Genomic DNA, 14829 nt, shown 5'->3' with positions numbered 1-14829 from the left:
AAGAAGGCAATGGATACTGTCAAACCTGTTCGTTTCTCACAACGCGCGCTGAGCTGGCTGATCATCAGCCTGCTGGTCTGGCAGCCCGTTGCGCCTTCCTTTGCCGCGGCCATCACGCCGAATGGCCCGGCCACCATGGACAAGGCCGCCAATGGCGTGCCGGTGGTTAATATCGCCACGCCTAACGGCGCGGGTATTTCCCATAACCAGTTCAAAGATTACAACGTCGGTGCCGAGGGGTTAATCCTCAATAACGCCACTGGTCAGCTTACGCAGACGCAGCTGGGCGGGCTTGTCCAGAACAACCCGAACCTGCGCGCAGGCCAGGAAGCGCGCGGCATTATCAACGAAGTCACCGGCGGCAGCCGTTCCCAGTTGCAGGGTTATACCGAAGTGGCGGGGAAAGCGGCGAATGTGATGGTCGCCAACCCGTATGGCATCACCTGTAATGGCTGCGGCTTTATCAACACGCCGAATGCTACGCTGACGACCGGTAAACCGCAGTTTGACGCGGCGGGCAACCTCTCTGCGCTGGAGGTGAGAAAAGGCACCATTACGGTGGAAGGGAAGGGGCTGGACGCCAGCGCGAGCGATGCCCTGTCGCTGATCTCCCGCGCCACCGAAGTGAACGCCGCGATCCATGCGAAAGCACTAACGGTAACCGCAGGCGCTAACCGCGTCGATGCCAGCGGAAACGCGACACCGATTGCTGGCGAAGGCGCGGCGCCGGTCGTGGCGGTAGATACCGGCGCGCTCGGCGGCATGTATGCCAACCGTATTCATCTGGTCTCAACCGAAAAAGGCGTCGGGGTGAACCTCGGCAACCTGGCCGCGCGGCAGGGCGATATCCAGCTTGATGCCAACGGGAAAATGGTCATCCGGGAGAGTGTCGCCAGCGGATCGTTAACCGCGAGCGGCGAGAGTGTGACGCTAAATGGAAACCATCAGACCGGCGGCAATATGGTCATCGCCGGAACGCAGGCAGTAGCGCTGAACGGCACTCAGGTGGCAAAAGAGACGCTGGAGGTTAAGGCAAAAAGCCTCACCCACAGCGGAACTTCAACGGCGAGTCGCATTGCATTGACCGGCCAGGATACGATTACCAACAGCGGCTCGCTGGTGGCGGAAGAGTTGGCGCTGGGCGCGTCGCACATTACCAACAGCGGGAAACTTCAGGGCACCCAGGCTCTGAATCTCAACACCACTCAACTCGATAACCTGGCGAGCGGTACGCTTTACTCCGCGCAGGATCTCACGCTCACGCTGCCGCAACTCAACAACCAGGGCACGGTTCAGGGGCGCTCACTTAACCTGACCGGCGATCTGCTGCATAACAGCGGCACGTTGCTGTCGGAAAGCAATACGCAACTGAAGATCGGGCAACTGGATAACCAGGGAACCATCACAGCAAAACAGCAACTCACCGCCGAAACCAGCTGGCTGAACAATGGCAAGAGTGGGCAGTTGCAAAGCAACGGTAATATCCGGCTCGGCGCTGATAATGCAGTGCTGAACGGCACTCAGCAGGCGAACGGGGCGCTGGACGTTACGGCGAACACGCTCCAGCACACCGGCAAATCCAGCGCCAGCGCGCTCAATCTCAATGCCCGTGACACCCTGACCAACAGTGGTTCGCTGGTGGCGAATAACCTGACTCTCGGCGCGGCACACATCAGCAACAGCGGGCAGGTTCAGGGCACCGACGCGCTGAACCTGAACACCAGCCTGCTGGATAACCAGGCCAGCGGCACGATCTATTCAACAAAAGATCTCAACTTCACCCTGCCACAGCTGAACAACCAAGGTACGGTGCAGGGGCTGTCGCTGCGTATCACCGGCGACGTGCTGAAAAATGAGGGCACGCTGCTTGCCGATACCGGCCTGTGGTTAAAGGCAAGGCAACTGGAAAACCAGGGGAGCATCGCGGCGAAAGGCCAGCTCACCGCCAGCGCGACTGAGCTTAATAACCGCGGGCGTCTGGAAAGCAAGGGGCGTGTCGATCTCAGTGCGGATAACGCGACGCTTAGCGGAGCGCAAATCGCGCAGGATGCGCTGAGCGTGACGGCGAAAACCCTTAACCACAGCGGGCAGACCAGCGCGGCTGATGTTGCCCTGACGGCGTCAGATAGCATCAACAACAGCGGGTCGCTGGTAGCGAATAACCTCGCGCTGCATGCCGCGCAGATTAACAACACCGCGCAGATTCAGGGCACCCAGGCGCTCAATTTGCAGGCAGATCGGCTGGACAACCAGGCGACCGGGACGATCTACACCGCCCGGGATCTGATCCTCAACATTCCACAACTGCACAACAGCGGCACCATCCAGGGGCTGTCGCTCAGCACGACGGGCGATGTGCTGCAAAACGAGGGCACGCTGCTTGCCGATACCGGCCTGTGGCTGCGAGCCGGGCAGCTCGATAACCGGGGTAACATTGCTGCAAAAGGCCAGTTAACGGCTAACGCCACCCGGCTCAGCAACGCCGGACGTCTGGAAAGCAAGAGCCGCATGGATCTTAGCGCGGATGAGACAACGCTGAGCGGGTCGCAAATCGCGCAGGACGCGCTTAATGTAACGGCGAAAACCCTTAACCACAGCGGGCAGACAAGCGCGGCTGTCGTTGCCCTGAAGGCGACACAGAATATTAACAACAGCGGAGAGATGAGTGGAGCCGCTGTCGCCCTGACGGCAACAGATAGCATCAACAACAGCGGGAAGCTGATCGCGGATAACCTCGCGCTGCATGCCGCGCAGGTTAGCAATAGTGGGCAAGTACAGGGCACCCAGGCTCTCAATTTGCAGGCGGATCGGCTGGAGAACCAGGCGACCGGCACAATCTACACCGCTCAGGATCTGATCCTCAACATTCCACAACTGCACAACAGCGGCACCATTCAGGGGCTGTCGCTTAATGCCACCAGCGATGTGCTGCAAAACGAGGGCAAGCTGCTTGCCGATACCGGGCTGGTGCTAAACGCGCAGCAACTGGAGAACCGCGGTAACGTGGCGGCAAAAGGTGCCCTGAACGCCAGTGCTGGCCGCTTGAACAACCAGGGAGTGATGCAGGGGCTGACGCTCGGCATTGCAGGTGATGTGCTGGAAAACAGCGGGACGCTGCAAGGCAAAACCCTCGATATGCGCGGCGATCAGGTACGCAACAGCGGCATGCTGGTCGCGGATGACGCACTGCGCATCGATGCCGGTTCCCTGGCGACAACGGCTGACTCCACGCTCAACAGCAAAGGTGACCTCCAGCTTTCAGCTAAACGTGACGCCTCTTTGCAAGGGCAGCTCAACGCCGACAAATCGCTGGAGGTTGAGGCAGGCACGCTGACCAGCACCGCCCAGTTGCAAAGCGGCGGCAAGATGGCGATCGCCGCCGACAGCGCCACGCTTAACGGCGCGCAGTGGGCGAAAGGAACGCTGGAGGTGAAGGCCAACACCCTGAACCACGGCGGCCGAACGAGTGCGGGAAGCATTGCACTCACCGCGCAGGATGGATTGACCAACAGCGGCACGCTGATTTCAGATAGCCTGGCGCTGAACGCACGGCAGATTGCCAACCGTGGCCTGCTCCAGGGCACCCAGGCGCTGAACCTGAACACCGGGCAACTGGATAACGAGACCGGCGGCTCGATCTATTCGGTGCGGGGCCTGCTGTTAAACATTCCCCATCTCAATAACCTCGGCACCATTCAGGCGCTCTCCCTCGGCTTCACCGGCGATACGTTACGCAACGAGGGGGAGCTGACCTTTACTTCCGACGCGCTGCTGCGTGCCAGCACGCTGGAAAACCGCGGCGCGATCACCGCCAAAGGGCGCTTAACCACCGAAGGCGCAACGCTTGATAACAGCGGCTCGCTTGAAGGCCAGACGCTGGAGATCGCCGCTGATACGCTGCGCAACAGCGGCTCAACCTTGTCTGCGGGTGATACGCAACTGCGCGCCGGGCTGATGGATAACCGGGCAACGATGGCGGCAAAAGGCCAGCTAACGGCCGATAGCCAGACGCTTATCAACAGCGGCACGTTGCAGGGCCAGACGCTGGATATCGGCGGAGATACCCTAAAAAACAGCGGCACGCTGAACGCAGCGGGCGCGGCGCAGATCCGCGGCGGAGAAGTAACGAACAGCGGTGCGGTGGCGGCAAAAGGCCAGCTCACCGCTACTGTCACGGCGCTTAACAACGCCGGTACGGTACAGGGGCAGGCTCTTGATATCACGGGCGATCGGGTGCAAAACAGCGGCACGCTGGCATCCGATGGCGCACTGCGCGTGCAGGCCGGAACGCTCGCCAGCGGTGCGGGTTCCACCATTACCGGTATCGGCAATGTGGCGCTACATGCACAAACGCAGGCCGATCTCGACGGGCAGGTAAACGCTGGCGGTGCGCTTACTGTTCACGCCGGGACGCTGAGCAGCCAGCAACAGGCGCAGTTGCAGAGCGGGGGCGATATGACCCTCGATGCGGACAGCGTCAGCCTAAACGGGACGCAGGCGGTCAAAGGCGCGCTGGCTGTTAAGGCTAATTCGCTGAGCCACAGCGGCAAGTCCAGCGCTGCTGGCATCAATTTAAACGTACAAAATACGCTGGCGAATAGCGGCACGCTGGTTGCCGACACCCTCGCGATGAACGGCGGGCAGATCCGCAACAGCGGCCTGTTGCAGGGCACCCGCGTACTCGATCTTCAGACCGGCAAACTGGATAACCTCTCCGGCGGGACGATCTACTCCACGCAGGGCTTCACTCTCGCCATCCCTGAATTAGCCAACAGCGGTCTCATCACCACCGATGGCGATCTGCATATTGGTGGCAACACGCTGGTCAACGACGGCGAGATCAACGGCGTCAGCCTCTCCAGTGATTACCGTAACCTGACCAATGCCGCCAGCGGGCGTCTGCTGGCCGACAAAAATCTCACCTTTAATTCAGCCAGTATTGTGAATGACGGGCTGGTCTCGGCAGAGACCGGCAGCGTGACGGCACAGAGTCTGGAGAACCGCGGTGAAATGACCGCCACCTCGCTGCTGCTGACGCTCACGCGGCAGGCGATAAACCACGATAACGGGCGCATCATCGGCGAGAGCGGCCTGACGCTCAGCGCACCGACACTGCTTAACCGCGGCCTGATGGCGGGTAACACCCTGACGCTGATGCAGGGCGATATCACCAACAGTGGAACGTTGCAGGGCACGAACGGCCTGACGGCAACCGGCACCAGCCTGACCAATGAGCAGGGCGGCGTCGTGCTGAGCAATGGCGCCGTCAGCGTTAAAAATGGTCGCCTGGTCAATGCCGGGCAGTTGCAGGGCGATACGCTGGATTTAGCCACCGGCGAGTGGCTCAACAGCGGCACCGCACTGGGCAAAAATGGCCTGAATGCCGAAGTTAGCGGCAAACTGGAAAACCAGGGGCGCATCATCAGCCAGCAGGCACTGACGCTTAAGGCGGCAGGCAGCGAGAATAACGGCACGCTGATGGCTAAAGTGCTCGCCCTGCACGGCGATGTGCGCAACAGCGGGTTGATTCAGGGCAGTGACACGCTCGCCTGGGATGGAGCCTCGCTGGTGAATGCGGCCAGTGGGCAGATGCTGAGCGGCAACGGTCTAACGCTTAATGGCAGCACGCTGGATAACCAGGGACAGATGCAGGGCCGCACCGTTACTGCAACCGCCGACAATATGCACAACGGCGGCACCCTGCAGGCGCAGGACGATCTTAACGCCACTCTGAGCGGCAAGCTGGATAACCAGGGGCAGATGCTGAGCCAGGGCGCGGCGGATATCCGCACCGCACAAACCCAGAACGGCGGCAAGCTGGCGGCAAAAGTACTGCGGCTTACCGCACCTGAACTGACCAACACCGGCCTGTTGCAGGGCAACGATGCCCTGACGCTCAGCACCCTTAACCTGCTGAATGGCAGCAAGGGTCAACTGGTCAGCGGCAAAGCGCTGGCGCTGAATCTCGATCGGCTGGAGAACCAGGGGCAGCTCTATGTGAACGGCGGGCTGACCCTGAACGCGCTCACGCTGGTTAACGGGGGCAGCGTGGAGTCTGACGCTCTCGACGCCACACTGCGCGGCACGCTGACCAACAGCGGAACCTTGCTTGCCCATCAGGATGCGGTTCTGCGTGGCGATACACAGACCAACAGCGGTGACATCGCCGCTCAGTCACTGACCCTTGAGGGCAGAGCGCTCAGCAATAGCGGGCTGATGCAGGGAACGCACGGGCTGCAAGCCACGGCGGACACGCTAATCAATACTGCGGGCGGCCGTTTGCTCTCCGGCGATGCCATGACGCTCAATGCCGGCAAGCTGGAAAATGGCGGAACAGTGCAGGGCGGCACCGTCTCGTTAAGCGGCACAAGCCTGAACAACCGCGGGCTGGTTAACGGCTTGCAAGGGCTGACCGGGGTTTATGGCGCCGATCTCATCAATGACGGGCAACTGGTCAGCGGCGGCGCGACCGATTTACGCGCGCAAACCCTGACGAACAGCGGACGCCTCACCGGCAATACCCTGACGTTAACGGGCCCGGAACTGCACAACAACGGCTTGTGGCAGGGCAATAATGGCCTGGCGGTGAGCGGCGACACGCTGACCACCGGCGCAGGATCGCGCACCCTGAGCGGCGGTGCGTTGACGCTGGATAGCGGATCGCTCACTACGCTGGGGACGTTGCAGGGCAGCCAGGTCAATGTGGCCGCCGATAACTGGACACTCGGCGGCTCGCTGCTGAGCCAGGGGGAGCTGACGGCGAATGTCGGCAATACGCTGGCCTTGTCCGGCTCGTTAACCAGCCAGGGTGGAATGAATGTACGTGCCCAGACGCTGAATAACGACGGGCAGATGCTGAGCGCTGGTGATATCACGCTGAGCGGCCAGTCGCTGACCAACACCGGCATGCTGCAGGGCAACAGCCTGGCGGCGCATGAGAGCCGCATCACCAACACCGGCAAACTGATCGGGCTGAAAGGCCTGCAACTGGATAACCGTCAACCCGCTGTCACCACACTGGCGCGCATGGCGCTGGTGGCACCGGCGCTTGAGCTGAGCAACGGCGCGACGGGCTCGTTACTCACTCAGGGCACGCTCGATATTACCGCCGGGACGGTGCGTAACGCCGGGAGCTGGCAAGGGAACCGGGTGCTTTTGGCGGCCCAGTCGCTGGAGAATGGCGGCGCGGTGCAGAGCGCCGGGGCGCTGAACCTGACGCTTACGGGCAATCTCAACTCCACGGCGGGCAGTAAAATTACCGCCATGGGCGCGGCGGCGTTGCAGGCGCTCTCGCTCACCAACCAGGGGCAGTGGGCGGCATCCACCCTTACGCTGAAGGGCAACACACTCGATAACAGCGGCGCCATCAGCGGGCGCGACGGCGCGACCGCGACGCTCAACGGCGCATTCACCCAGCAGGCGCGAGGCACGTTTGCCAGCAACGGTACGCTGGGACTTACCGCTGCAACCGTGGGCAACCAGGGCAAAATCCAGGGCGGTGATCTTACGCTTACGGCGAGCTCGCTGACCAACAATGCGGGTGCCGAACTGGTGAGCAGCCGTGGATTGACGCTTACCGCACCATCGCTGTTCAACTACGGGTTCATTCAGGGCGCGGGCGAAACCCGCATTGATAGCACCGCACAGGCAATAAATGCGGGCAAACTCCTCTCCGGCGCGCGTCTGACCTTAACCACCCCGCAATACAGCGGCGCGGGCTGGTTACAGGCCACCAATCTGATCCTCAATGCGGCCAATAACGCCGGCACCGGGACGCTGCTTGCCGATCAGATGACGCTAACCGGCAACACCTTCACTAACCAGGGCACCACCCAGGCCAACAACCTGGCACTGAATTACGCCCAGCTCACTAACAACGGCACGCTGCTGGGCAACAGCCAGTTGACGGTCAATGCCTCACAAGTGAATCAGTCTGCCAGCGGCAAGCTCTTCAGCGGCGGCGATCTGTTTGTTGGCGCAACCGGGATGAATGCGCTGGGGCAGGTGGTTGCGCTGGGTAACCTGACGCTGCAACTCGCCGATGCCTTTACCGCTAAAACGGCGCTGGCGGCGGGCAGGAATCTGAACATCAGCAGCAATGGCGCAATTGATAACCAGTCTGTGATGCAGGGCCAGGCGGTCAACCTGAGCGCAGGCGGGCAGCTGACGAACAACGGGCAAATCACCACCGGCAACGGCAGCAGCACCCTAAGCGGCAGCACGATTGTGCTGAATGGTAATGGCTCTCTGCAGGGCGGCGGTGATGTGACATTGCTAAGCCGCGGCGGGATCGCGGTAAACGGCTTTACCGGCACCCGCGGCAGCCTGACGCTCAGCGCACCGGGAAGCATTGTTAACACCGCGCTGCTCTACGCGGCGAACAACCTGGCGCTCTATGCGAACACGATTACCAACCAGCGCGGCGATATGCTGGCAGGGAATAACCTGTCGATGCAGCGTGATGCGGCGGGGAATGCAAATAGTGAAGTGGTTAACACGTCAGGGAATATTGAGACGCAGAACGGTGATATCACCATCAGAACCGGGCATCTGCTGAATCAGCGGGATGGATTTACCGTCACGACCCAATTGATTAAGGATATTGGTACGCCTGCGGCAACGATGACGTTCAAGCTCTCTTCCCTTGATAAAAGCTTGCTGGCGCTTCATGAAAGCGAAAAATGCGGCGGTAGCCACAGTGCTCACAGCAACGAATCATGTACGACTGTCTATTCATTGGTGCCGATCGCTAATGCGAGTTCACCGCCAGTCGTAGTTCGTGAAACCGTAACAACGGTATCAGCTTCAGGTGGCGCGGGCAGGATTTCGGCGAATGGCAATCTTTCCATTAATGCAGATAAGTTGGATAACGTTGCCAGTTCTCTTCTCGCCAGCAAAGCAATAACGCTAAAGGGAGGCACCTTAAACAATAATTCTGCGCAGGCCGGGAAAACAACGGTCACGCAGAAATACGTTTATGATTGCCCGAAATATACGTTTTGCCCGACTAAATCTGATATTCCAGCGGAAAAAGAACTCAGGCAGTACATGCGGGAAAGTGGTATTCGCGACGCAGGCGTTATATTTCATTTAGACAGCAAGCAAGAAACTTCTCAGGAAAATGGTGACCTCTATCGCGCCGTTATCCAGGGCGGTGGTAATGTAACCGCTAACTTCAGTAGCAATATCAGTAACGAAACTACCACCTCCAACGCGGGTGGCGTGAGTGGTACGATTACCGCTCCTGCACTGAATACCCTAAGCAACCAGGGTATTGGCGGTAGCGTGGCAAAACAGGCGCTTGCCGCAGGCTCTGCGTCCGTTAACTCGCCGCAGTGGCAGGATCAGCTACAAAACGCGCTGCAGCAGATTAACGGCGGCGGCTCGCTGGACAATGGCACAACCGCCGGAACGGCGCTCAGCACCGTCAGCGTTCAGCAGAAAGGCAGTGCCAGCCTCGGTAATGCAGGAAGCCTGGCCAGTGCCAATGTTACCCAGGCCGCGCTGAAAAATATCGCTAACAGCGGCCCCGGTCAGCACCAGGGGAAAACCGTTGATACCAGTGCCTATCCGCTGCCAACGGGTAATAACGGCTATTTCGTGGTGTCGGCTAACCCGAAAAGCCCCTATCTCATTACCCTCAACCCAAAACTGGACGGGCTGGGTGATTTAGATCCGGCGCTGTTCGGCGACCTGAATGCATTGCTGGGGCTGTCACCCTCGGCCTCCGCGCCCGGTTATAACGCCGCGAACCTGCCGGCCGGGGTTAACCCTGCGGCGAAGCCCACCGGGCAGAACTCTTCCGGCTTACCTGGCGGCATTACGCCAGTGAGCCAGGTAAATGGCCCGTCGCTACCGCAGGGAATGACGCCGTCAGAGGGCGTGAAGCTTGTCAGTTCGCCTGGCGGTATCGCCGGGGCTGGCGTATCAACGCCTGGTCTGGCGGGTAACCCGCTCTTCGTAAAGGCTGGCATGACCACACTGGTTGCGCCGCGCGAGACCAATCCAAAGTATACCGACGAGAAGCTGTTCCTCGGTTCAGCCTACATGCTGGATCGCATCAACCTGAAACCGGATTACGATTACCGTTTCCTCGGTGATGCCGCATTTGATACCCGTTATGTCAGCAATGCCATGCTGAACCAGACCGGTAACCGCTACCTGAACGGTATCGGCTCCGATCTGGAGCAGATGCGCTACCTGATGGATAACGCCGCCAGCGCGAAGCAATCCCTGGGGCTGCAGTTTGGTATCGCGCTCACTGCCGATCAGATTGCGGCGCTGGACCACAGCATCCTGTGGTGGGAGCGCGCGACCATCGGCGGCGAAACGGTGATGATCCCGAAACTTTACCTCTCGCCGAAAGATGTCACCGTTAATAACGGCAGCGTTATTGCCGGGAACAACGTCACCATTAATGGCGGCAAGGTCACCAACAGCGGCAGCACGCTGCTGGCGCGCAACGATCTCAGCGTTAACAGCGCCTCGCAGATTATCAACACCAACGATGCGCTGCTGAAAGCTGGCGGCAATGTCGATCTCAGCGCCGTTGGCGATATCAACAACATCAGCTCTGCCATCAGTGGCAAAACGGTAGCGCTTGAGAGCCTCGACGGCAGCATCAACAACATCACTCTGGCCGACCAGTTTGCGCTCAATGCGCAGGGCAAGGGCGGCACGATAAGCCTGAAGGACACCACGCTTGGCAGCATCGCCAGCATTACGGCGCTGGATGGCTTATCGCTCACGGCTGGAAAAGATATCACGCTCACCGGCTCTACCCTGGCGGCAGGCGGCGATCTGCTGATGGACGCGGGCGGCAATATCGCCGTCAACGCCATTGAAATTAACGATGCTTACAGTCAGTCCGGCTTCCGGCGTCAATCGCCGACCAGCCGGTCGACGGTGAGCTATCAGGGCAGCGGCATCACGGCGGGCGGATCGCTCTCCATGCAGGCAGGCGAAGATTTAACGCTGACCGCCAGCGATGTTCGCGCAGGAAAAGATGCTTCGCTTGCCGCGGGCAATGACCTCAACCTGAATGCGCAGCAGACCCGCCAGAGCAGCCGTAACGGCAACAGCGAAAATCACAGCACCGGGCTTGATCGCACCACCGTCAGTGCGGGCGGTAACCTGATCCTCACCGCCGGGCAAGATATTCATTCCCAGGCCGCCGGGCTGGCAGCAGAGCAGCAGGTCGGGATGCAGGCCGGTCGCGATGTCGATCTACAAGCCGCAGAGACGACGCAGGGCGACAGTTATAAAGCCCGCAAAAAAACCGTTATCAACGAGCAGGTACGCCAGCAGGGTACAGAGATTGCCAGCGGCGCGGGCACGACGATTATCGCCGGGCGCGATATGAACGCCGAAGCGGCGCAGGTGACAGCGCAGGGCGATATCGGCGTGCAGGCCGGGCGTGACATCAACCTGACGACTGCCACCGAGAGCGATTACCACTACCAGGATCAAACCAAAACCAAGAAAGGGTTCCTGAAGAAAACCACCACGCACACCATCTCTGAGCAGAGCGCAACGCGCGAGTCCGGCACGTTGCTGAGCGGCGATAACATCACCCTCAAATCCGGCAATGACCTGCTGGTTAAAGGCTCGAATGTGGTGGGTGATGGCAATGTGGTGCTGAGTGCCGGTCACGATGTCAATATTGAAGCTGCGACCAACACGGATTCGAACTGGCAGTTCAAAGAGAAGAAAAAGAGCGGCCTGATGGGCTCCGGCGGGATTGGTTTCACCATCGGCACCAGCAAAACCACGCAGGATCTGAAAGAGAAGGGCACCACCCAGAGCCAGAGCATGAGCGCCATTGGCAGCAATGGTGGCAATGTCGCGATTAACGCGGGCGAGCAACTGCACGTGGGCGGCGCAGATCTGGTGGCTAAAAAGGATCTCTCCCTTTCCGGCGACAGTGTGGTTGTCGAACCTGGCCGTGACAAACGCGTCAGTGACCAGACGTTCACGCAGAAGAGCAGTGGCCTGACGGTGGCGCTCTCCGGCGCGGTCGGCGATGCGGTGAACACGGCGGCGACCACCGCCATGGAAGCCAAAGATCAGAGCGATGGACGACTGGCCGCACTGCAGGCCACCAAAGCGGCGCTTTCCGGCATTCAGGCCGGGCAGGCGAGCCGCCTGGCAGACGCTGTCAGCGGTGGCGACATGACGAAGAACGGTGCGTTCGGCGTGATGGCCTCCATTGGTGGGCAGTCATCGAAATCCACCTCCCACTCAGAGCAGGAGACCACTACCGGCAGCACGCTTAACGCCGGGAACGATCTCAGCATCACCGCCAGCGGCAAAGGTCAGACGACGAACAGCGGCGATATTGCCATTGCGGGCAGCGAGCTGAAAGCCGGGAAAGATCTCACCCTCGATGCCGCGCGGGATATCACCCTCACGGGCGCGGCAGATACGCAGAAAACCAGCGGCAGCAACTCCAGCAAGGGCGGCTCCCTTGGCGTCGGCATCACTGCCGGAAAAGATGGCGCAGGGTTTACCGTTTCCGCCAGCGGCAACGCCGCCAAGGGCGGCGAGAAAGGTAACGGCACCGCCTGGAAGGAGAGCACGCTGGATGCCGGGCAAAATGTCAGCCTGAGCAGCGGGCGCGACACCCTGTTGCAGGGTGCGCAGGTTAATGGCGACAAGGTGACGGCGGATGTTGGCCGAGACCTGACGCTGAGCAGCCTACAGGACAGCGACACCTATAACAGCAAGCAGCAGAGCGTCAGCGGCGGGCTGAATTACACCTTCGGCAGCGGAGCGGGTGGCAGCTTCAGCTACAGCCGCGACAAGATGAAGAGCAACTACGACTCGGTGCAGGAGCAGACGGGGATCTTCGCTGGCAAAGGTGGTTTCGATGTTACGGTCGGCAGCCATACGCAACTGGATGGCGCGGTGCTTGCCAGCCGCGCAGAGGCTGACAAAAACCGGCTCGATACCGGTACGCTTGGCTTCACGGATATCGCCAACAAAGCGGATTACAAAGTCGAACACGTTGGCGGCGGGTTCAGCACCGGGGGAAGCATTGCCGGCAACGTGATCGGCAATATGGCGAGCAACATGCTGACCGGGCTCGGCGGTAGCGGGCATGCCGAAGGCACCACGCAATCAGCGGTGGCTGACGGTACGGTGATTGTGCGCGATACCGCGAATCAGCAGCAGGATGTCGGCACGCTGAGCCGCGACACGGAACATGCCAACGGCAGCATCGACCCGATATTCAACAAGGAAAAAGAGCAACGGCGGCTGCAAACCGCACAGCTGATTGGCGAGATTGGCAGCCAGGTCTCGGATGTTGTGCGCACCGACGCGAAGATCACCGCGACGGAAAACGCCAAAGCCAGTATGCAACACGCGGATGAGAAAGACCGCGCGGCAGCCATCACCCTGCTGCAGAAGGCAGGGAAGCCGGTTACTGATGAGGCTATCAGTGACCAGATGTACCAGACCTTCTATAACCGTGAGTTTGCGAAAACACAGCAGGGCACGGGCGGCAGCGTTCAGCGTGCCATCACTGCCACAACCGCCGCAGTGCAGGCTCTGGCGGGGGGCGATCTCAAATCAGCGATTGCTGGTGGCGCCGCACCTTACCTGGCGAATGAGATTGCCAGGTTAATTCCCGAAACAGATTGGCAAGCACGCGTGCTGGCCCACGCCGTGGTAAATGCCGCGCTGGCGGCAGCCAGCAAAAAAGATGCAGCGACCGCAGCGGCAGGAGCCGCCACCGGCGAACTGGCAGGGATAATTGCCGTTGACGCGTACCATAAAACCGTTGGTGAACTGAGCGAGGAAGAGAAACAGACCGTTTCTGCACTGGCAACTCTGGCATCCGGCCTTGCCGGCGGCCTGGTGGGCGACAGCAGTGCAAGTGTGGTGGCAGCGGCGCAGGCCGGGAAAACGACGGTTGAGAATAATGCGTTGGGCATGATGGGAGCTGCTGCGGAAGCAGCCGCAAATACAGCAGCCGTAGTAGCCGGAGCGACCGGAAACGGAAGCAAAGGTTGGGCAAACGGCGATGACTGGAATGCCGGTGGGAGCTGTGAGGGTACGCGTGAGCAGTGTGCAGTACGCGATCCGAGCCGTGACGGGACTCGCGGGCCGGGTCATACAGGGAATACTGATCCAGCTAATCCAGGGCCTACCGATACAGGCAATCATGATGGCCAGCCAGATACCGGGCCGAACAACACCGGAAACGGTAGTCAAGTAAACACTGGACCGAATAATACAGGTAATAATAGCGATGCGCCTGGTACAGGTGGAAGTACTACGGTTACACCGATTCCGGATGCGCCAAATAAGGATGATTTGGCTTATTTATCAAATAATAAGAATGCTATTGATGATAATGTTGCCGGAAAGGGAACGGCTCAGGCAGGGAAACAAACAATAGGTGTACCTGCAACTCAGTCTAAAAATCCGCTAAATCCAGTACAACAATATGATGCTCACGGAAATGAAATTGTTTATCGCACTATGTCTCCTGAACAATTCAAACAATTTGAAAGAACAGGAATTATGCCAGCCACAACTGAAACCTCTGTTTCTCCGGTATTAGGATATTCATCAAAATATGATGGAGTGACAGTAAAAATAGTGGTTAAGCCCGGCACATTCTCAGAGCTTGAAAAGATAGGTATTGCTGCAAATTCTGCAGCAGCAAAAGAATTACCTAACATGTCGACTCAGGCAGGAAAATGGATGGATACAAACATCCGATTTAAGGTTGAAGGTGGACAAATGACGACGCAGCTTGGACAAGGTAAAGGGATGGACATTTTTAATAAAAACATTGTCAATTTTGAACAAGTTAAATGA

The 14829-nt window shown here is 59.4% G+C and carries 1 protein-coding gene; it reads left to right on the top strand.

Going from position 1 to position 14829, the window contains the following annotated elements; translation table 11 throughout:
- Positions 1 to 9: 9 nt before the first annotated feature.
- A complete protein-coding gene (locus IAE50_RS18105) occupies positions 10 to 14829 on the top strand; it encodes a hemagglutinin repeat-containing protein (RefSeq protein ID WP_200580896.1) in 14820 nt (4939 codons plus the stop codon).

Source organism: Kosakonia sp. S42, assembly GCF_016624785.1.
GTDB lineage: Bacteria > Pseudomonadota > Gammaproteobacteria > Enterobacterales > Enterobacteriaceae > Kosakonia > Kosakonia cowanii.
The sequence above is the reverse complement of the archived record's forward strand: the minus strand, read 5'-3'. Positions and strand labels throughout refer to the sequence as shown.

What these genes read in the sequence shown, in the direction of transcription:
- IAE50_RS18105 (WP_200580896.1), top strand. Translation starts at nt 10, where the DNA reads ATGGATACTGTCAAACCTGTTCGTTTCTCACAACGCGCGCTGAGCTGG.